This window comes from Mesorhizobium sp. P2_F7, assembly GCF_056403695.1.
Genome location: NZ_JBFUFA010000002.1, coordinates 503472 through 522113 on the forward strand (window position 1 = coordinate 503472; position 18642 = coordinate 522113).

At 63.1% G+C, this 18642-nt stretch carries 22 protein-coding genes; 7 read left to right on the forward strand and 15 right to left on the reverse strand.

Translation table 11 applies throughout. The features are described 5' to 3' along the window. Positions 1-59 precede the first annotated feature (59 nt). The 12 genes from AC1DZ8_RS07755 to AC1DZ8_RS07810 all read right to left on the reverse strand — a co-directional run bounded on the left by AC1DZ8_RS07755 (position 60) and on the right by AC1DZ8_RS07810 (position 9549). Positions 60-953, reverse strand: a complete 894-nt coding sequence (locus AC1DZ8_RS07755; RefSeq protein WP_477308638.1) for a PfkB family carbohydrate kinase — start codon at positions 951-953, stop codon at positions 60-62. Further along, complete coding sequence (locus AC1DZ8_RS07760; RefSeq protein WP_477308640.1) at positions 950-1825, reverse strand: MurR/RpiR family transcriptional regulator; 876 nt, start codon at positions 1823-1825, stop codon at positions 950-952. Before AC1DZ8_RS07760 ends, AC1DZ8_RS07755 begins: the two co-directional genes overlap by 4 nt. Then, entirely contained in the window at positions 1822-2811 is a 990-nt protein-coding gene (locus tag AC1DZ8_RS07765; RefSeq protein WP_477308642.1) for a sugar phosphate isomerase/epimerase family protein, read from the reverse strand. The genes AC1DZ8_RS07760 and AC1DZ8_RS07765 overlap by 4 nt, the downstream gene beginning before the upstream one ends. A gap of 78 nt (positions 2812-2889) precedes the next feature. Next, the gene (locus AC1DZ8_RS07770) at positions 2890-3780 is read right to left on the reverse strand and encodes an anti-sigma factor family protein (protein WP_477308644.1); all 891 of its coding nucleotides are present in this window, start codon (positions 3778-3780) and stop codon (positions 2890-2892) included. Next, positions 3777-4316, reverse strand: a complete 540-nt coding sequence (locus AC1DZ8_RS07775; RefSeq protein WP_477308646.1) for a sigma-70 family RNA polymerase sigma factor — start codon at positions 4314-4316, stop codon at positions 3777-3779. The genes AC1DZ8_RS07770 and AC1DZ8_RS07775 overlap by 4 nt, the downstream gene beginning before the upstream one ends. 46 nt (positions 4317-4362) lie before the next feature. After that, positions 4363-4560, reverse strand: coding sequence for a hypothetical protein (locus AC1DZ8_RS07780; protein ID WP_477308648.1), 198 nt, complete (start codon positions 4558-4560; stop codon positions 4363-4365). A 137-nt stretch (positions 4561-4697) separates the two neighbouring features. Continuing rightward, positions 4698-5903 (reverse strand): aminotransferase class V-fold PLP-dependent enzyme, encoded by a 1206-nt coding sequence (locus AC1DZ8_RS07785; RefSeq protein WP_477308650.1) that lies wholly within the window; start codon positions 5901-5903, stop codon positions 4698-4700. A 20-nt stretch (positions 5904-5923) separates the two neighbouring features. Next, positions 5924-6385 (reverse strand): RidA family protein, encoded by a 462-nt coding sequence (locus AC1DZ8_RS07790; protein WP_436261724.1) that lies wholly within the window; start codon positions 6383-6385, stop codon positions 5924-5926. Between the two features lie 93 nt (positions 6386-6478). Continuing rightward, positions 6479-7273 (reverse strand): amino acid ABC transporter ATP-binding protein, encoded by a 795-nt coding sequence (locus AC1DZ8_RS07795; protein WP_477308653.1) that lies wholly within the window; start codon positions 7271-7273, stop codon positions 6479-6481. 4 nt (positions 7274-7277) lie between these two features. Next, on the reverse strand, positions 7278-7928 hold the full coding sequence (locus AC1DZ8_RS07800; protein WP_477308655.1) for an amino acid ABC transporter permease: 651 nt from the start codon (positions 7926-7928) through the stop codon (positions 7278-7280). Between the two features lies 1 nt (position 7929). Continuing rightward, positions 7930-8595 carry an amino acid ABC transporter permease gene (locus AC1DZ8_RS07805; RefSeq protein WP_477308657.1) on the reverse strand — a complete coding sequence of 222 codons (666 nt, stop codon included), beginning with the start codon at positions 8593-8595 and terminating at the stop codon, positions 7930-7932. A gap of 72 nt (positions 8596-8667) precedes the next feature. Beyond that, positions 8668-9549 carry a transporter substrate-binding domain-containing protein gene (locus AC1DZ8_RS07810; protein ID WP_112559570.1) on the reverse strand — a complete coding sequence of 294 codons (882 nt, stop codon included), beginning with the start codon at positions 9547-9549 and terminating at the stop codon, positions 8668-8670. A gap of 117 nt (positions 9550-9666) precedes the next feature. Between AC1DZ8_RS07810 and AC1DZ8_RS07815 the strand changes: the two genes are divergently transcribed. Then, positions 9667-10470: an IclR family transcriptional regulator gene (locus AC1DZ8_RS07815; protein WP_477308661.1), complete on the forward strand. Its 804-nt coding sequence runs from the start codon at positions 9667-9669 to the stop codon at positions 10468-10470. A 23-nt stretch (positions 10471-10493) separates the two neighbouring features. Here AC1DZ8_RS07815 and AC1DZ8_RS07820 read toward each other — a convergent pair whose 3' ends face one another. Next, positions 10494-10697 carry a YdcH family protein gene (locus AC1DZ8_RS07820; RefSeq protein ID WP_112559568.1) on the reverse strand — a complete coding sequence of 68 codons (204 nt, stop codon included), beginning with the start codon at positions 10695-10697 and terminating at the stop codon, positions 10494-10496. Between the two features lie 239 nt (positions 10698-10936). Between AC1DZ8_RS07820 and AC1DZ8_RS07825 the strand changes: the two genes are divergently transcribed. From AC1DZ8_RS07825 to AC1DZ8_RS07845, 5 genes are all read left to right on the forward strand, one after another. Next, a complete protein-coding gene (locus tag AC1DZ8_RS07825; RefSeq protein ID WP_095487303.1) occupies positions 10937-11116 on the forward strand; it encodes a YdcH family protein in 180 nt (59 codons plus the stop codon). Positions 11117-11411: 295 nt separating this feature from the next. Further along, positions 11412-12665, forward strand: a complete 1254-nt coding sequence (gene ispG, locus AC1DZ8_RS07830; protein WP_477308664.1) for a flavodoxin-dependent (E)-4-hydroxy-3-methylbut-2-enyl-diphosphate synthase — start codon at positions 11412-11414, stop codon at positions 12663-12665. A 4-nt stretch (positions 12666-12669) separates the two neighbouring features. After that, positions 12670-13530 (forward strand): transglycosylase SLT domain-containing protein, encoded by an 861-nt coding sequence (locus AC1DZ8_RS07835; RefSeq protein WP_477308666.1) that lies wholly within the window; start codon positions 12670-12672, stop codon positions 13528-13530. A gap of 15 nt (positions 13531-13545) precedes the next feature. Then, positions 13546-14097: a chloramphenicol phosphotransferase CPT family protein gene (locus AC1DZ8_RS07840; protein WP_477308667.1), complete on the forward strand. Its 552-nt coding sequence runs from the start codon at positions 13546-13548 to the stop codon at positions 14095-14097. A 56-nt stretch (positions 14098-14153) separates the two neighbouring features. After that, the gene (locus AC1DZ8_RS07845) at positions 14154-14906 is read left to right on the forward strand and encodes a Stf0 family sulfotransferase (protein ID WP_477308669.1); all 753 of its coding nucleotides are present in this window, start codon (positions 14154-14156) and stop codon (positions 14904-14906) included. Here AC1DZ8_RS07845 and AC1DZ8_RS07850 read toward each other — a convergent pair whose 3' ends face one another. Both AC1DZ8_RS07850 and AC1DZ8_RS07855 read right to left on the reverse strand, forming a co-directional pair. After that, positions 14907-17249: a response regulator gene (locus AC1DZ8_RS07850; protein WP_477400637.1), complete on the reverse strand. Its 2343-nt coding sequence runs from the start codon at positions 17247-17249 to the stop codon at positions 14907-14909. It lies immediately after the preceding gene. 124 nt (positions 17250-17373) lie between these two features. Next, a complete protein-coding gene (locus AC1DZ8_RS07855; RefSeq protein ID WP_477308673.1) occupies positions 17374-17589 on the reverse strand; it encodes a tautomerase family protein in 216 nt (71 codons plus the stop codon). A 112-nt stretch (positions 17590-17701) separates the two neighbouring features. Between AC1DZ8_RS07855 and AC1DZ8_RS07860 the strand changes: the two genes are divergently transcribed. Continuing rightward, positions 17702-18595, forward strand: coding sequence for a LysR family transcriptional regulator (locus AC1DZ8_RS07860; RefSeq protein ID WP_477308675.1), 894 nt, complete (start codon positions 17702-17704; stop codon positions 18593-18595). Positions 18596-18642 lie beyond the last annotated feature (47 nt).

Consider the following 18642-nt stretch of genomic DNA (forward strand, 5'->3'; position numbering starts at 1 on the left):
GGGATCGACGGCAAGGATGCGCGGCGCCTGGTGTCTTTTGATGATATAAAAACCGGTCGTTAGATACCGGAACGTTCGGCCTGCGGCGTCGAGACCAGCAAGGCCGAAGCGGCGTTGGCGGCGGCGACGGCCGCCCGAATCGCCTGTCCCCTGGCAAGGGCTGCGGCCAGCGCACCGACGAATTCGTCGCCCGCGCCATGCGTGCTGACAACCTTGACCGGGACGGCCGGGAGCGCGAAGGCCTCACCGCCCCGATCACAACAGGCGACACCTTCGCCGCCCGCCGTGACAATTGCCGTGGGGCAGAGATCGACCAGCTGCCGCGCGGCTTGCGCCGCACCGTCGAGCGTTTCGACCACCGCCATGCCGGCCAGGTATTCGGCCTCGATGGCGTTGACGATGAGGATGTCGACCAACGCGATCAGATCATCGGAGAGTTTGCGGGCCGGAGCCGCGTTGAGCACGACCCGGCCGCCCCTCGCCTTTACGGCGCGCGCGGCGGCGATGTTGGCGGCCTCAGGCACTTCGTTCTGCAGCAGCAGCACCGCCGTTTGGGCCACCATTTCGGACGCCGAGCCAATGTCGGCCTCACCCAAAGTGAGGTTGCTGCCCGAGACGATCACTGCGCCGTAGTCGCCTTCTGCGTCGAAGATCGCGACGCTCATGCCGGAGCCTGTATTTCGCGCCACCCGCACACAGCTGCGGTCGATGCCTGCGCGATCGAGATTGGCCAGCAGAGCCGTGCCGAAATCATCGTCACCGACTGCTCCTATCATCGCCGCACGCACGCCGGCGCGCGCCGCCGCAATCGCCTGGTTGGCGCCCTTGCCGCCGCATTTCGGGTGCCAGGCGTGGCCGGTTACCGTCTCGCCCTTGCGTGGCCGGTCAGGTGCATCGACCATGATGTCGTAATGCAGGCTGCCAAACACGGTGACCAGGGGCGGATTGCTCATGAGCCGCGGTCTTTTCGTTTTGATTTCACCGCCGACATGGTGCGGCCAAGATTGCGCTCCGCCGCTTGGCAATCGCGCTGCGCCACCGCCACGAACAGCGCGTCGAGAATATTGAGCTGTGCAATGCGTGCCGCCGCATTCTCTCCCATCAATGGCGAGCCCTGCGCGGTCGAGCACAGCACGATGTCGGCCAGTTCAGCGAGTGGGGACCTGTCGTAATTGGTGATGGCCAGCGTGCGTGCGCCGTTGCTGCGGGCCAACTGGATGGCGTCGATGACAGCCGACGTGTTGCCGGAATGCGAGAAACCGACGGCGATATCGTCGGCGCCGAGCAGCGAGGCCGACATCAGCATCATATGCGAATCGTCATAGACGGACGCGCGAATGCCGATGCGCAGGAATTTGTGCGAGACGTCGCGCGCGATCTGCGCCGAACCGCCGACCCCATAGAAGTCACGATTCCTTGCCCTGTAGAGCAAATCAGCAGCGCGATCGAACTCTGCGATATCAAGGATCGCCAGCGTCTCCTCCAGAGCCTGGATCGAGGTGCGGAACACTTTTTGCACGATTTCCGCAGGGCCGTCGTCGAACGACAGCTCCCGGTGCATCTCCGCCGTCGGCAGGCGGCTGTATTCATAGACGGCGGTGCGGAACTCGCGATAACCGGAAAAGCCCAGCTTTTTGGCGATCTTGACCACCATCGCCTCGGACACGCCCGACTCCCCGGCAATCTCCTTCAGGGGAATGCTCTCGTCGAAGCGGCGCCGGCCGAAGACGGTCTCCACCACCTTCGCTTCCAGCGGAGTGAGGTTCGGCATCATCATGCGGATGCGCGGACCTACCGCTTTCAGGTCCAGCCCGCTCAGGCTCATGTTTCCGGTCCGAGCATGATTTCCTGGATGATGGCCTGCGATGTCACCGCGTCCTGGCTGCTTATCGTGGCGGACAGACGGTTGTCGCGGTCAATCCGGTCGACGATGCGCAGCATGCGTTTGACGGTGGCGATGTTGACTTCGCATTCGTGAACCGGATCGAGCCCTGTCATGTCGGGGAACGTGTCGAAATAGATTGCGCCGACGTAGCCGTCCCGGCGGATCTGCCTCAGCAGTTCGATGGTCTGCAGCGTATGCACGGCGCCAACCATCAGCCCATCGTCGCGCTTGGCGTAGCCGTCATTGAGATGCACGCCGAGCAGCTTGCTATGACGCGCCACCAGAGCGGCGGCAAAGGCCGGTTGCTCGTCGGCATAGAGCACATGGGCGAAGTCGAGCGTAACGCCGAGATTGGGAAGGCCGACATCGCGGATCGCCAGCAGTGTCGTCGCCGCATCCGGCATCAGGCTGTAGGAGCGGGGTTCATTGGGTTTGTATTCCAGGCTGATCTGGCAATCCGGATCGTGCGCGGCGACTTCACGAATTCCATCAATCTCGTGTTCCCACATCACCGCGTAGTCCGCCTGGAAGGCATAGTCGAAACCATCCTGGCCAAGCCACAGAGTCATCAGGCTGGCACCGGCCTCGCGCGCAGCATCGATGCCGGCCTTGGTCATGTCGATGGCCTCGCGGCGCACCGCCGGATCAGGATTGGTGAAGGCGCCGAGCTTGAAAGCCGGATTGGAGTAGTAGCGCATGGCAAAACCATTGATACCAAGGCCAAGCTCGCCAAGTCTGCTGGCAATTTCGGCAGGCTTTTCGCCGACGTGGTCGGGAAAATTCAGATCGACGTCGGTCAGCCCGGCAACCTTCGCGGCGCGCGCCGCCATCTGCATCAGGGATGGCTTTCCGGTGAGGCCGGGCCACTCCGCCTGTGGGCGCGAAGCAAAGGAATTCAGGCGCGTGGCGAAACGATTGGCTGTCATGGTCGACCCTTTTGGCAACCGTGACTTCACACAAACGAAGAATTTTGTAAAGTTCCGATTTGAGGGGCAGCACGGGCGTTACACCGCCGCCTTGCGGAAGCGGGCGACGAAATCGTCGAGCTCGGGTCGCTCCATGTCGGAGATCGCCCAGTAGGAGAAGGCGCCGTCGCTCCAGTGCACCATGGAGAAGCCGCCCGAGGAAACGTCTTTCGGCTCGGTGACAGGGCCGCCTTGCTGCGGTTCGGCGACCAGCGTGATCAGGTGCTCGCGGTGGCGGTAGACCAGCGCCGGCACGGGACGGCCCGAGACGACCTCGACCCGGCCGCCGATCAGCGCGAAGCCATCCGTGGCAAGATCGGGCGCCGGCGGCGACACGCCGATGCGGGCATCGAGCCATGGCTTCACCGTGTGGCGGTCGGACGAGACGATGTCGATCGGGCTGGCGGCAAGCAGGCTGCGGCGATGGTCGCCGGCGATCTCGGCAGCAATGCTGTCCGATGCGGCATTGAACATCACCCATTGCGTGGCGCCGCTGGCCAGCACGGCGGTCATGACGATCGACGCCGCCATGGCGCGCCAGTCGAACGAGCCGAGGCGACGCGCCGCTGGCCGCGCCTGGGAAGGCCGCGTATCGGTCGCTCGCCGCTGCTGGGCTGCAGCGGCGGTCAATCCCGGCAGCGCCGGCGGTGCGCTCCACTCCTCGTCTTGCGTCTTCTGTTCTGACGATGCCGTACCGATTGCCGCGATGCGGGCCCGAAAGGCATCGCTGACATCGGGGCGCGGCAAGCGGCCGACCGCGCCTTGCAAGGCAAGGATGCGGGCATGTTCGGCGGCAAGCGCGGGATCAGCAGCGATGCGCCGTTCAACGGCAAGCGCGGCCGCCGCGTCGAGTTCGCCATCAACCAGAGCGTGGATCATCAGTCTGATGCCTTCGGGGTCGTTGGGCAGTCCGTCGTCATGCACGGTCATGGCGCTCTCCCCAGTTCAGACGCTAGCAGCCCGCGGGCCCGCGCCAGCCGTGACATCACCGTGCCGATCGGCACGCTCAACATGGTCCCTATGTCGCGGTAGCTAAGGCCGTTGATGTCGCGCAGCACCAGCGTTTCGCGGAACGGCTGCGGCAGTGCGGCGATCGCGGCTTCCAGCGCCGCCGTATCGGCCTTGGCGATCAGGCTCGCCTCCGGGCCGTTCTCGTCCGGTACGCTCGTGCCGTGTGCCGCCGCCATTTCGTCGAGATCGCCGAGGTCGCCGACGGCCATCATGCCGCGCGGCCGGTTGCGCGACATCCAGGTGTAGGCGGTGTTGCGCACGATGGTCAGCAGCCACGCGCGTGGATTACCACCAACATAGCCAGCGATGCCGGCATGCGCCTTGATACAGGCATCCTGCACGACGTCCTCGGCATCGGCGGCATTGCCGGTCAGCCAGCGAGCAAGCGCAAGCGCGTCGCCGAGATGCGGCAGCACCACCTCGTTGAAGCGTTCGGCCAAGGCCCTCTCGCTCAAAGCAGCACCATGATCCGATACTCCGGGGCGGACAGGCCATGCGCTGTCAGGCAGCGACGGCGATCTCGCCCTGCGGGCGAACCCCGCGGGAACAGGCAAGGCCGCCTGCTGCGGCGAAAGTGAAGTCATCTGCGTCACCAGTGTCAAGCGCCAGACAGGAGACGCTGATGACGATCATACGGTCCAACTCATGACTACGGCTGATGCCGTGGCCCTGTTCGTTGTCCTCAAAATGATGCGGCATGCCATTCTCCTCAACGCCTGCAAAGGCGTATGTCGAGGAGACCGGTTGCGGCAGCGATTTATTCCCGCCGCCTGCAAATTCAGCTGTTCACGGTCACGTGATCAGCCCTGCATCCGAAATCAGTGGTCGGTTGGCGTCTAATCCGGCCAGCGCAAGGCGCCGGACGAATCCTTTCGCGGCTGTTTCATCGCATCCGCCGGCCGCTCGGCCGCGGTCAGCACGGCGCGCAGGCGCTCGGCGACGATCTCGGCCTCGCCGGAGTGCAGATTGCACGGGTCGAGGAAGAAATGGCCGCGTTCGACCTCATGGTTGCGCACAATGATCGGTGGCGAGCCGGCGGCAAGTGCCGAGGCGAGGCCGGCGGCGGTGAAGCGGCTTTCGGGCGAGACGAAGATCTGCAGCCGATCGAGCGGGTTGGCGGTCGGGTCGGGAATGATCTGCGCGGCGATGCCCGGAATGCCTTGCAGTGCGCCCTGCCACAGATTGAGCGCCGCTTCCTCGCGCCGGCGGATGCCGGCATGATCACGCTTTTCCCAGGCTTCGAGCGCCGCCATGGTGCCGGCAATGCTTTCCTTGCCGACCTTCATGGCCCTGGCGACGCCGCGGTTCTGCAAATAGGCGGCGCGGACGAGATCCTTGCGTCCGGTGACGATGCCGCTGGTCGGCCCCGAGAGGAATTTGTGGCCGCTGTAGACGACGATGTCGGCGCCGCGCGCCAGGAAACTGCGCAGATCGTATTCGGAAGCCGCGTCGACGATCACCGGCACGCCTTTGGCGTGACAGATTTCGCAGAACTCCTCCAGGGACAGCATGCCGTATTGCACGGTGTGGTGTGCCACGACGTAGAGCGCCGCCGCGGTGCGCTCGTTGATCGCCTCGCGCACGTGATAATCCTGGGTGAGGCTGACGGTGCCCGCTGGAATGACCTTGGCGCCGGCCACGCGGATCGACTGGTCGATCGGCGCGCCGTAATTGACGATGTGGCCAAGCTGGATGACGACTTCGGACTTCAGCCCTTCGGTGTCGTCGGGCAGCCGTTCGATCGCCAGCAAATTGGTGCCGGTCATCGCCCCGGCTATCGCCATGGTGATGCCTGAGGCGCAGCAGGCGGTGATGAAGCCGGCCTCGCCGCCGGTCAGGCGGGCGGTGATCACGCTTGCAGCCCGCTGCAGATCGTCCATCTCCACCCATTGCGAGGCGATCTCGGCCATGGCGCTGATCGCCTCGGGAACGATGATCGAGGCGCCGAGCGTCGTCATCGTGCCAGACACGTTGATGATCGGCCTCAGTCCCAGCCGTTCGCGGATCGTGGTGTTGGAGCCGGTGTCGGAATAGGTTTTCATGTTCAGCAATCCCTTGACTGTCAGGCGGCGATCTCGACGACCGCTTCGATTTCGACGGTGATGTTTCCCGGTAGCGACCCGACGCCGATCGCCGAGCGGGCATGGCCGCCGATCTTGTCGAAGACATTGGCGAACAGGTCCGAGCAGCCATTGACCACTTTCGGGTGGTCGCTGAAGGTCGGCGTCGCGTTGACGAAGCCGAGCAATTTGACGACGCGCACGATGCGGCCGAGATCGCCGGCAGCGGCATGCATGACGGCCAGCAGGTTGAGGCCCGTGAGTTGCGCATGCTCATAGGCCTGCTCGACGGTGACGTCGTCGCCGACCTTGCCGGTGCACAGCGTGCCGTCGGCGCGCAGCGGCCCCTGACCCGAGAGAAAGATCAACCGGCCGCTTTCGGCATGAGTGACGAAATTGGCGATCGGTGTCGGCGGCTCGGGCAGCGTCAGGCCGAGTTCGGCGAGCCGGATGTAAGGCGTCATGGAAGAATTCTCCTTGGGGCGGCTTGTTGTTTTAAGCAACTCCGGACGGGAAACCGCTTACACTTTTCCTGGAATTGCTTTGGGCCGCCCATGTCAGAAATGCGAGGCGCGGAACCGCGCCAGGAACGAGCGCAGGCGCTCGTTGGTGGTCTCTTGGGCGAGGATCTCCTTCGGCGGGCCGACAGCGCTGACGCCGCCATCGGCCATGAAGACGATGCGGCTTGAAGCGTCGCGGGCAAAGGCCATCTCGTGGGTGACCATCACCATGGTCATGCCGTCTTCGGCGAGGCTGCGCACAACGGCCAGCACCTCGCCGACCAGTTCGGGGTCGAGCGCGGAGGTGATCTCGTCGAGCAGGAGGATTTTTGGCTCCATGGCGACGGCCCGCGCTATGCCGACGCGCTGCTGCTGGCCGCCGGAGAGTTCCGCCGGCAAGCTGTCGGCCTTGTGGGCGAGACCGACGCGGCCCAGCCAGTGCGCGGCGATCTGGCGCGCCTCGGCCTTGCTCTTGCCGCGCACCTTGATGAGGCCGAGCATGATGTTGCCGGCGGCAGTGAGGTGCGGAAAGAGGTTGAAGCTCTGGAACACCATGCCGGTCTCGGCGCGCATGGCGGCCAGGTCGCGCTCGCTGCGCCGCTGGCGCGCGCCGGCCTCGCGAAAACCGACCTCCTTGCCGTCGATGCGGATCGAGCCGCTATCGTAGCTTTCGAGGAAGTTGACGCAGCGCAAAAGGGTCGTCTTGCCGCTGCCCGATGGCCCGATGACGGTGACCACCTCGCCCTTCTCCACCTTGAGGCTGACCGAGCGCAGCACCTCGACCGAACCGAAGGCTTTCGAGACCCCGGCAATATCGAGAAGCGCTGTAGTGTCGTTCGAGCTTGTGGCCATCGTGCTAGTCCCGGATGAAGGCGAAGCGCCGTTCCAGCCGCCGGCTGGCGTAGGAAAGCGCATAGTTGACGGCGAAATAGATCAAGGCGCCGAGGATATAGAGCGGCATCGCCTCATAGGTGCGGCCGATCACCTGGTTGATGGCCTGCATCAGGTCGGTGATGCCGAGCAGCGAAACCAGCGCGCTGCCCTTGACCGCATCGGTCACGCCGTTGATCCACGGCGGCAGGAAGCGGCGGAAGGCCTGGGGAAAGATGACGGAGGTGAGCCGCTGGCGAAAGGTCAGGCCGATCGCCATCGCCGCCTCGGACTGGCCTTTGGGAATGGAGCCGACGGCGCCACGTACATATTCGACGACCTGCGCCGTCTTGAACAAGGTGAGCGCCAGCACCGCTGCCCAGAAGGATTGCAGATGCAGACCGGCCGCGGGCAGGCCGTAATAGACGAAGAACATCAGCACCAGGATCGGGATGCCGCGGATGGTGTCCGAGAAGATGCGCACCGCCCAGCGCAGCGGCGCGGGGCCGTAGACCAGGCCGACGCCGAGCGCGACGCCGGCAATCAGCGACAGCACCACGACCAGCAGCGATACCCACAGGGTCACGGCGAAACCCTGGGCGAGGAACGGCAATGCGTAGAGGATCTGGCTAAGCATGTCAGCGTGCCGTCCTGAACCGTCGCTCGACCAGCCGCAGCCCGAAGAGCAGCGTGTAGCCGGTCACCAGATACATCGCCGTCGTCACCAGATAGACCTCGACGATGCGGAAGGTGTTGAAGTTGATCCACTGGGCGCCATAGGTCAGTTCGGGCACCGAGATGACTGAGGCGATGGACGTGTCCTTGAACAGCGAGATGAAGGTGTTGGACAGCGCCGGCAGCGTGATGCGCAGCATGGTCGGCAGGCGCACGTGGACCAGCCGCTGCCAGGGTGTCAGCCCGATCGCCTTGCCGGCATCGAGTTGCCCGCGCGGCACGGCTTCGAGGCCTGAGCGGAACACCTCGACCAGGTAGGCGCCGCTGTAGACCGACAGCGTCAGCACGAACGAGGTCGGCGCATCGTAGGCGAGATCAACCACGGTCGGCACGCCGTAGAAGACGAGATAGACCAGCAGGATCAGCGGTACGTTGCGGATGAACTCGACGTAAGCCGCGATGATGGCGCGCACCACGCGTCCGGCCGAGACGTACCAGACCGCCAGCACCAGGCCGATGACGATGCCGACGGCGATCGATATGACGGCGAGCTCAAGGCTGAGCAGCAGGCCGCCCCAGAGCTTGTCGAAATGCCGCCAGATCAGGTTGAAGTTGAGCGTATAGCCCATGCGTCTCCCGCAATGCCGAGGAACGTCAAAGAAGAGGGTGGAAGGGTGCCGGGCACCCTTCCACAGGCTGCGTCAGATGACCGGGAAACCAGGATGCCGCGCCGGCGGCTCCAATCCGAAATAATCCTTGAATGCCGCGTCGTAGAGCGCCGTTTCATGACCGAACATTGCGGTCGCGAAGGTCGTGTTGACGAAGGTCAGCCAGTCGAGATCGCCTTGCCGGAGCGCGGCGCCGTAAAGCATCGAGAACCAGCTCTTGCCGGCGTCGAAATACTTGTCGGGATTGCGCGAGGCGAGCCAGCGGACCGTCGAGAGATCGACGGCGGCCGCGTCGACGCGCTTGGATTCCAGCGCCTGGAGCACGTTGGCCTGGGTGTCGATCTGCATCACCTGCGACTGCGGCAGGACGAGATGGACATTCTGCTCGGCATCGACGTTCTGCAGGATGGAAATCCGTGTCGCCGAACCGCCGGCGAGCAGCTTGTCGAATGTCTTGTTCTCGGCTGTCGGAAGCGTCAGCAGCGCGACACCCTCGACGTAGTACGGCCTGGAGAAGTTGATCAACTGCGAGCGCTGAGCAGTCATGGTCATGAACTGGATGGTGATGTCGACCTTGTTGGTGGTGACATTGGGGATGCGCTGCGCCGGATCCTGCATGACGAACTCGACCTTGGTCGGGTCGTCGAAAAGACCCTTGGCCAGGATATGGCCCATGGTGATGTCCATGCCGACGAGTTCGCCGGCATCGTTCTCGAAATGCCAGGGCGCGTTGGTGCTGCCGGTGCCGACGATCAGCTTGCCACGCTCCAGAACGGTGCGCAGCAGACTGTCCGGTGCGGCCTGTGCCGCCGCCTTCTGAACGTCGACCGAGGCGGCTGCGCCTATCACTCCGGCCGTGGCGAGCCCGGCCATTCCTAATTTCAGAAAATCACGTCTCTTGGATGTGTCGTTCACTGCGACCTCCTTTTCGTGTGTACCCCTTTTTCAGGTCCATGCTCTTTTTTGCAATGTGTCTCTTACAAAAGACACATGTACCTTGTACAAGACAGATACTAACATCAGGAATCAGTAATGCAAGACGACATTGGCGTTAAAGATCGGCCCGACGTCAGCCCGACCGAGGACAAGACCCCCGGCTCTCGCGAGAAGGGTCTCAACCGGGTGCTCGAGATATTTGAGTTCCTGCACACCACGCAGCGTGCGATCGGCATTGGCGACCTCGCCAAGGGCGTCAACGCGCCGCGTTCGACGACCTATACGCTGGTGCGCTCGCTGGTCGATGCGGGTCTGCTGGAGATGGAGGGCGACGGCAACAGGGTCTATTTCGGCAAGAAGCTCTACCTCTACGGAATGGACTATGTCAGGGGCAACGACCTGCTCCGCAGAGGCCGGCAGGAGGTCGACAATCTGTCGCGCGAGACCGGCGAGACCTCCGAATTGTGCATGCTGCAAAGCGGCCGCTACACCATCGTCCATTCCAGCCCAGGCACCAGGCCGTTCCGCATCAGTTCGGCCACCGGCCTGCAGATCCCGCTGCCATGGACGGCATCAGGGCGGCTGCTGCTGGCCGGGTTGGAAAGGGACACGATCCAGGACATGGTGTCGGAAGACGACCTTCTGCTGCCCGATGGCCGCAGGCTGCAGCTCGACGATTTCATCGCCGATATCGCGACGGCCAGGACGACGGGTTATTGCATCACGTCGGGGCTGGTCGACGCCTACACCAAATGCCTGGCCGCCCCGGTGTTTTCCGTCACAGGCAAGGTTGAGGCAACGATGTGCCTGGTGGTTCCGATCGACACCGCGAAGGAAAAGACCGACGAGCTTGTTGCGCTATTACGTGAACGCGCCGCAAGGCTTTCGATCCCGGGATAAGGGTCAGGCTCTGAGGCTATCGCTCAGGCGATGATGTCCGGAATGATCTTGTCTTCCAGTGCCATCAGCCGGTCCTTGAGGAACAATTTTTTCTTCTTCATGCGTTGGATCTGCAAGGGATCACAACCCATGGCGATCATCGCATTGATGGCCGCGTCGAAATCGGCATGCTCTTGTTTCAGCCGAGAAAATTCGAGGCGGATATCAGCCTGTTCCTGTTCGGACATTATCTACCGTCTGCACGTCTGCGGCGCCCAATGATGGGCCTGATTGGGCGGGACCGGCGGGGTTTTGTAGCCGGCGCGCAGCCAATACCACATTTCACATTGTCGTGGAATGCTACCACGCAGCATTCGACATCGCCGCTGGATGGTGGCAGAGTGTCATGGTGCCGTCACAGAACGACCTGCGGTGGACGTGCCTTTGACGGCTGCAATCGAGGAAACCATGAAAGGGAGAACCAATCATGTCTCTTGCATCCCATCTTGATGAGTTGCAGCGGAAACACGGTGATATCGAACGCGAGATCGACGATGCCATGAACCATCCATCGGTCGACGACCTCGAAATCGTGAATCTCAAGCGACGCAAGCTGGCACTCAAGGACGAGATTGAAAAACTGAAGGCGAAACCGACGACACACTGACGCCCTTCCTGGATTAGACGCGCCGTTCAGGCGCATATCCATCGCTCCGGTGGCTACACGCCGCCGGAGGCTTGTTCTTGTTACTGATTCCGACACTGTTGGCCGGTCGACACCGTCTGTGACGGGTCGCCGCGCCACCGTGATTTGGCGACTCTGCCCGCCTGTCGCCATTGACAAGCCATCTTTGCTCCTCCACCTCATGCCCGGACCTCAGCGCAACGCGCTGACAACTGTTTGAGCGTACTTTGTGCGTCAAGACGGATGCACGTCGCTCCGGAGACAAGAGGCTGCCGGCATGACCGGATATTTTTCCTCCCCCTTTCCGCGCCGCACCTCGGTCGGCGTCGATGTCGGCGGCGTGATCGTCGGCGGTGGCGCACCGGTTGTCGTGCAGTCGATGACCAACACCGACACCGCCGATATCGACCAGACCGTGGCGCAGGTTGCGGCTTTGCATCGCGCCGGCTCGGAGATCGTGCGCATCACCGTCGACCGCGACGAGAGCGCTGCCGCCGTGCCGCGCATCCGCGAGCGGCTTGAGCGGCTTGGCATCAATGTGCCGCTGGTCGGCGATTTCCACTATATCGGCCACAAGCTGCTCGCCGATCATCCGGCCTGCGCCGAGGCATTGGCCAAATACCGCATCAATCCCGGCAATGTCGGCTTCAAGGACAAGAAGGACCGTCAGTTCGCGGCGATCGTCGAAATGGCGATCAAGCATGACAAGCCGGTGCGCATCGGCGTCAATTGGGGTTCGCTCGACCAGGAGCTGCTCACCCGGCTGATGGACGAAAACCAGCGCCAAGGTTTTCCGCTGACGGCGCAAGAGGTCACCCGCGAGGCGATTGTGCAGTCGGCCATTCTGTCGGCCGAAATGGCCGAAGAAATCGGCTTGGCCCGCGAAAAGATCATCCTGTCGGCCAAGGTCAGCGGCGTGCAGGATTTGATTGCCGTCTATACCGAGCTTGCCACGCGCTCCAACCATGCGCTGCATCTTGGCCTCACCGAGGCCGGCATGGGCTCGAAAGGCATCGTCGCCTCGTCGGCGGCGATGGGCATCCTGTTGCAGCAAGGCATCGGCGACACCATCCGCATCTCGCTGACGCCGGAGCCGAATGGCGACCGCACGCGCGAAGTTCAGGTGTCGCAGGAACTGTTGCAGACCATGGGCTTTCGCCAGTTCGTGCCGATCGTCGCCGCTTGCCCCGGCTGCGGCCGCACGACGTCCACCGTGTTCCAGGAGTTGGCGCAGAACATCCAGGCGGATCTGCGCAAGAACATGCCGGTGTGGCGCGAAAAATATCCCGGAGTCGAAAACCTCAAGGTCGCGGTGATGGGCTGCATCGTCAACGGCCCCGGCGAATCCAAGCATGCCGATATCGGCATTTCGCTGCCCGGCACCGGCGAGACTCCGACGGCGCCCGTCTTCGTCGACGGCAAGAAGGCGGCAACGTTGCGGGGGCCGTCGATTGCCGCCGATTTCGAGAAAATGGTCGCCGACTATATCGAGCAGCGGTTTGGACAGCACGGCAAGGCCGCGGCCGAATAGGCCGATGCGCGCGTTGCTCAAAGCCGGTGTGATCCTGCTCTGCGGGCTGGGCTCTGCCGGACAGGCACTCGCCGACCCACCGCAATCGCGCTCGGCGGCGAAGCGATTGATCGACCGCGTCTGCGACCTGATCGAGGCGCATGCTGAGCAGAATGGTCTGCCCAAAGACTACTTCGCCCGGTTGATCTGGAAGGAAAGCCGCTTCGATCCCAATGCGGTGAGCCCTGTCGGTGCTGAAGGCATCGCCCAGTTCATGCCGGGCACCGCCAAGATGCGCGGGCTGGCCAACCCCTTCGACATCGAGCAGGCGATCCCGGCCTCGGCGAAATATCTCGGCGAGATGAAGGTTAGCTACGGCAATCTCGGCCTGGCTGCGGCCGCCTACAACGCCGGCGAGAACCGTGTGTCGCGCTGGCTCGCATCCGGCGGTTTCTTGCCGATGGAGACGGAAAGCTATGTTTTCGATGTCATGGGCGAGCCGGTCGACAAGTTTTCCGACAGCGCCTACGCCGGAACGGTCGAGCCGCTCGATGCCAAGACGAGCTTTGCGGTGGCCTGCCGCAAGCTGCCGGTGATCATGTCGAGAACGGTCGCCATGGCGTCGATCAACGTGAAGCCATGGGGCGTGCAGGTGGCAGGCAATTTCCGCCGGGGTGCCGCGATCAATCAATGGCTGAGGGTCCGGAGCCGGTTTCCGGCCCTGCTCGCCAGCCGTGATCCGGTGGTCAGCCGGGTGCGCACGCCGATCGGCCGGCGCGGCATCTATGCCGTCAGGATCGGTGTCGACGACCGAGCCGCCGCCAATGTTATTTGCCAAAAACTGCAGAGCGTCGGCGGTGCCTGTATCGTCGTGCGCAACCGGTAGGCGCGAGGGGGCGACATGATGGCCAAAATCGTCCTGCTCAACGGCGTCGGCAGTGCCGGCAAGAGTTCGATCGCGAGAGCCCTGCAGACAATCACCGCCGAACCCTTTCTGCATGTCCAGATGGACGCCTTCCTCGATATGTTACCGGAGGCGCTGCAGAACCATGCCGATGGGTTTTCCTTTGAGACGGTGCTGGACGACGGCAAGCCATCGGTGGTGATCAGGAGCGGGCCGGTCGGCGCGCGCATCATGCGTGGCATGCGCCACGCCATCGCGGCCATGGCTGGGCAAGGCAACAATCTCATCGTCGACGACGTGGTCTTCAATGACGAGATAGCGGAGTACCGCAAGCTGCTGTCGGGCTTCGATCTGCATCTGGTCAGCGTGACGGCGCCGTTGGAGGTGCTGGAAGCGCGCGAAGCCGCGCGCGGCGACAGGATGCCCGGGCTGGCGCGCTGGCAATATCCGCGCGTCCACAACGGCACGGATTACGACCTCGAAATTGACACCAGCCAACTCACGCCGCTCGAATGCGCCCGTCGCATCCAGCAGGAATTTCGGCTATAGGCCGGCGCTGAAGCGGCCGGGCTTGCTCTGGCTCTGGTGAGCAACAAGGGTAGCGCATGTTAGACGGCTACATAATCTGCGGCACGCCGAGAACCGGAAGCACTTTGCTGTGCGGCCTGCTGGAATCGACGAAGATGGCAGGCGATCCACACTCGTTCTACCGCAGGCAGAACATAGCGGAATGGGCCGAAGAGTGGCATTTGCCGCACCCTGAGACGATGACCGCGCATGACTTCGATGTCGCCTATCTCAAAGCCGCAATCTGGGCCGGGAAGGGCGGAACAAGCGTTTTCGGCCTGCGCCTGATGCGGGAAAATCTGGATGAGCTTTCGGCGATCCTCGACCGGATTTTCCCCGCACTGCCATCGGACAAAGCGCGTTTTGAAACGGCCTTCGGCCGTGTCCTCTACATCCACCTGTCGCGCGAAAACAAGCTGGCGCAGGCGGTCTCGCTGATCAAGGCGGAGCAGACCGGGCTTTGGCATATCGCGCCTGACGGAACCGAGATCGAACGGGTCGCGCCGCCGCAGGAGCCTCGCTACGATTTCGAACGGATCCAGCATGAACTCGCGAAACTCGAAGCCTATGATGCAGCCTGGAACATCTGGTTCACAGAGCAGGGAATAACTCCGCTGCGCATCGGCTATGAAAGCCTGTCAGCCAATCCGGCCGCGACATTGGCGTTCATCTGCGTGGCCTTGGGCGTTCCATCGCCCAATGCCACTGAGGTAAAGCCGGGCGTCGCAAAGCTCTCGGACGCGATCAGCCTCGACTGGATGCGCCGCTATCGCCTGGACGCGGCGATTTGATCAAGCCGTCTTCGCCGCCACCGTCTCGCTGAGCCAGGTGCCGATCTTGCTGCCGAGCCGATCGGGCGAGACGGGCTTGGGCAAATAATCGTCCATGCCGGCCTCGATGCATTTGTCGCGGTCGCCCTTCAGCGCATGCGCGGTGACGCCGATGATCGGCGTGTGGTCGCCTGTCGCGGCCTCCGCCGCCCTGATGGCACGGGTCGCCTCGTAACCGTTCATCTCCGGCATGGAGACGTCCATCAGGATCAGCTTCGGCCGCAACGCCCGGTACATCTCGACGGCGGTGCGGCCATTGCCGGCTATGCGGTAGCTCAGCCCCAGCCCATTGAGGATCTGGCCGAAGACCAACTGGTTCACGTCATTGTCTTCGGCGATCAGAATATCGATCGGGCCGTTCGGCGTGGTCATCGATTCGGGAACCGTGGCCGCAGGCATCACTGGGCCGCGAATGACGGTGAAGGCCGGCGGCGCCACGGGTGCCGCCTGCGCAACAACCGGCTCGCGAACGAAGTGGGCCTTGCCGATCTGGGTACGGGCCTTCTGGATGACAGAGATGACTGTGCCGAGCAGGATGGCCGAGCGCGCCGGCTTGGTCAGATGCGCGGCAATGCCGAAATCGATGACCATCTTGCCGAAATCGACCTGATCGACCGACGTCAGCAGCACCATCGGGATGGCGGAGAGACGGCTGTCGGCGGAAATCGCCTTGGCGACATCGGCGCCGTTCATGCCGGGCATCTGGTAGTCGAGGATGATGCAATCGACCGCAGCGCCGAGCTGGCTGGCGCGGTCGAGGAAGGCGAGGCCGACAGCGCCGCTTTCGGCAGCCGCGCAGTCGAAGCTCCAACTTCTGAGCTGCTCCAGCAGGATCTCGCGGTTGACCGGGTTGTCGTCGATGACCAGCACGCGGGCGCCGGTGACGTCGACCGGCACGATCTCGTCGCGCGAGTCCTGCTGATGCGCCGGCAGCGGCACGGCGAACCAGAACACCGAGCCGCGGCCGATCTCGCTTTCGACGCCGATCTTGCCGCCCATCAGGTCGACGAGGCGGGCGGCGATCGCAAGGCCGAGGCCCGTGCCTTCATGGCGGCGCGTCGACGAGCCGTCGACCTGGGCGAATTTCTCGAACACGTTCTCCAGCTTCTCGGCCGGAATGCCGATGCCGGTGTCCTCGACACGAACCTTGAGCTGGACCAGACCGTCGACCACCTCGCCGCCGACATCGATCAGCACATGGCCCTTTTCGGTGAACTTCACCGCATTGCCGAGCAGATTGGTGACGATCTGGCGGAAGCGGCCGGCGTCACCGACGACATGGGCCGGCAAACGCGGGTCGACACGCACGATCAGCTCGAGGTTCTTTTCGGCGACGCGCGCCGACACCAGCGTCGCAACGTCCTCGACCGCTTCGGCAAGCCGGAAAGGTGCGGGATCGAGCGTCAGCTGGCCGGCATTGATTTTTGAGAAATCGAGAATGTCGTTGATGATGGTGAGCAGCGCATTGCCGGATTTGACGATGACGTCGGTGAAGGTCTTCTGGCGCGCGGTCAGGTCGGTCTTGGCCAGCAGTTCTGCCATGCCCAGCACGCCGTTCATCGGCGTGCGGATCTCGTGGCTCATATTGGCCAGGAACTCCGATTTGGCGCGATCGGCCGCTTCGGCCTTGAACAAGGATGCGGCGGATTCAGTGAAAGCGCGGCGGATCGCCTTTTCCATCGGCCGGAAGATCCACAAGGCGGCAATGGCAAGAACCGCAAACAAAAGGCCGCTCGCCCACAGAAGCAGGCGGTCGCTGGAGGCGTCGGCCAGATGGCGTTCGCCGTCCATGGCGGTGCGCACCCGCACCAGCATCGGCTGGACGAACAGATCGTTCTGGTTGCGGATTTCGCGCGAACTCCATTCGTCGGTCTTCTGCGCCGCCGACATCAGGTTGAAGTTCCGCACCATATCGCGCGACGACCAGAACAGGTCGCCGTTGACGGAAGCGGAGGAGAGTTCGTTGAGGGTCCTGGCCGACAGGCTCGCCTTGATCGCGGCAAGCTGGGCCGACAGCGTTTCGATCTCTCCGGTCAGGCGTTGCGAATGGCCGCGCGCGGCGGCAGCAAGTCCGTCACGGGTTTCCGTGCGCCAAGCTGTGCTGGCGGTTTCGGCAAAACTGGAGGCGTTGCGCAGATCGCGGGTGAAGACGACGAGATTGCTGCTCAGCGCGTCGATGTCGTGACGGAAGGAATTGACGCGATTGAGCGCAAACATCACGGCGGCGGAGGCCAGCGCGAAGATCAGCAATCCCGAGATATAGCGGATCCGGATCGAACGGATGAAGGAAGAGTATTCCGGCATGCGCAACCCCAACACATACGCATCATTTTAATCGTCGGGATTACGCTTGATTTACATTAAAATTTCGTTCGCGCCGGATCCATTGCATTCATATGTGCCAAGGCACGGACTGGATATCTCGAACTCAGACGTCCTTGGCCCGGTAGGCATCAGGTATGACGAAGACTTCGTCGGCGCGGCCGTAGCCTCCATCGGCAACTTCCTCGATCAGCACCATTGTGTAGGGGCGAACGCCTTCACCGAAATACTCGACGAACATTTGCGTGGTCTTGTGGACGAGTTCTTCCTTTTGTGCCTTCGTCAGAGCGGCCTGCGGTGTCTTGAAGTTGGCAAACGGCATTTTCAGTTTCCTTCCAGGTTGAATGCTGCAGGAGTGGATATAGCTTGCCACGTCATCCGAATAATGGGCCTCCTATTGACAGCAGTATTCGGGCAGAGCGAACAATAGAGCCATGGATCGACTCGACAGGATGCGGCTGTTCGTTCGCGTGGTGGAGCGGCGCAATTTCACGGCGGCGGCTGCCGACCTCGGCCTGCCGCGTTCGACCGCGACCGAAGCAATCAAGCAATTGGAGGACCATCTCGGGACGAGGCTGTTGGACAGGACCACGCGCCACGTCGCCACGACGCTTGACGGACAGGCCTACTACGAGCGTTGCCTCTCGATCCTGGGTGAAGTGGAGGATGCCGAGGCGGGATTCCGCAGCACTGAACCGCGCGGCTTGTTGCGCATCGACGCGCATCCGCTGCTCACGCAGAGATACTTGTTGCCGGAGTTGCCTGCATTCCTCGAACGCTATCCCCAGATCGATCTCCATATCGGCCAGGGCGACCGGCTGGTCGATCTGGTGCGCGAAGGTGTTGATTGCGTCATCCGTGCAGGCGAACCACAGGACAGCGGCATGATCATGCGACGGCTGGCGATGATCGGCGAAATCACCTGCGCCAGCCCGGCCTATCTGAAGCGCCAGGGGATGCCTGCATCGCCTGACGCCCTGGAAGGCCACCAGGCCATCGGCTTCGTTTCCTCGCGTACCGGCGAAGTCCTGCCGCTGGAGTTCACGATCGGCACAAGGGTGCATCGGGTCACGCTGCCCGGCCGGGTAAAGGTCAACAATTCGGACACCGCGGCCGCGTTGGCGCGCCTGGGCTTCGGGCTTCTCCAGGCACCACGCTACCGGCTCGAAAAAGATCTGGCGGACGGGACGCTGGTCGAGGTGCTGCAGGATTTTCCGCCGACGCCGACGCCATTATCGGCGCTCTATCCGCAGAACCGGCAGCTTGCTCCCCGGCTACGTGCTTTCCTGGAATGGGCGTCCCGCATCTTCGCCGAGGCAAGGCTGTGATGCCGGCGTCATCCCTGCGCCAATCCCAGCTGCTGGGCAAAAAAATC

Coding starts and splice junctions, on each gene's coding strand:
- AC1DZ8_RS07755 (WP_477308638.1), bottom strand. CDS start 953: ATGAGCAATCCGCCCCTGGTCACCGTGTTTGGCAGCCTGCATTACGAC.
- AC1DZ8_RS07760 (WP_477308640.1), bottom strand. CDS start 1,825: ATGAGCCTGAGCGGGCTGGACCTGAAAGCGGTAGGTCCGCGCATCCGC.
- AC1DZ8_RS07765 (WP_477308642.1), bottom strand. CDS start 2,811: ATGACAGCCAATCGTTTCGCCACGCGCCTGAATTCCTTTGCTTCGCGC.
- AC1DZ8_RS07770 (WP_477308644.1), bottom strand. CDS start 3,780: ATGACCGTGCATGACGACGGACTGCCCAACGACCCCGAAGGCATCAGA.
- AC1DZ8_RS07780 (WP_477308648.1), bottom strand. CDS start 4,560: ATGCCGCATCATTTTGAGGACAACGAACAGGGCCACGGCATCAGCCGT.
- AC1DZ8_RS07785 (WP_477308650.1), bottom strand. CDS start 5,903: ATGAAAACCTATTCCGACACCGGCTCCAACACCACGATCCGCGAACGG.
- AC1DZ8_RS07790 (WP_436261724.1), bottom strand. CDS start 6,385: ATGACGCCTTACATCCGGCTCGCCGAACTCGGCCTGACGCTGCCCGAG.
- AC1DZ8_RS07795 (WP_477308653.1), bottom strand. CDS start 7,273: ATGGCCACAAGCTCGAACGACACTACAGCGCTTCTCGATATTGCCGGG.
- AC1DZ8_RS07800 (WP_477308655.1), bottom strand. CDS start 7,928: ATGCTTAGCCAGATCCTCTACGCATTGCCGTTCCTCGCCCAGGGTTTC.
- AC1DZ8_RS07805 (WP_477308657.1), bottom strand. CDS start 8,595: ATGGGCTATACGCTCAACTTCAACCTGATCTGGCGGCATTTCGACAAG.
- AC1DZ8_RS07815 (WP_477308661.1), top strand. CDS start 9,667: ATGCAAGACGACATTGGCGTTAAAGATCGGCCCGACGTCAGCCCGACC.
- AC1DZ8_RS07820 (WP_112559568.1), bottom strand. CDS start 10,697: ATGTCCGAACAGGAACAGGCTGATATCCGCCTCGAATTTTCTCGGCTG.
- AC1DZ8_RS07825 (WP_095487303.1), top strand. CDS start 10,937: ATGTCTCTTGCATCCCATCTTGATGAGTTGCAGCGGAAACACGGTGAT.
- ispG (WP_477308664.1), top strand. CDS start 11,412: ATGACCGGATATTTTTCCTCCCCCTTTCCGCGCCGCACCTCGGTCGGC.
- AC1DZ8_RS07835 (WP_477308666.1), top strand. CDS start 12,670: ATGCGCGCGTTGCTCAAAGCCGGTGTGATCCTGCTCTGCGGGCTGGGC.
- AC1DZ8_RS07840 (WP_477308667.1), top strand. CDS start 13,546: ATGATGGCCAAAATCGTCCTGCTCAACGGCGTCGGCAGTGCCGGCAAG.
- AC1DZ8_RS07845 (WP_477308669.1), top strand. CDS start 14,154: ATGTTAGACGGCTACATAATCTGCGGCACGCCGAGAACCGGAAGCACT.
- AC1DZ8_RS07850 (WP_477400637.1), bottom strand. CDS start 17,249: ATGCCGGAATACTCTTCCTTCATCCGTTCGATCCGGATCCGCTATATC.
- AC1DZ8_RS07855 (WP_477308673.1), bottom strand. CDS start 17,589: ATGCCGTTTGCCAACTTCAAGACACCGCAGGCCGCTCTGACGAAGGCA.
- AC1DZ8_RS07860 (WP_477308675.1), top strand. CDS start 17,702: ATGGATCGACTCGACAGGATGCGGCTGTTCGTTCGCGTGGTGGAGCGG.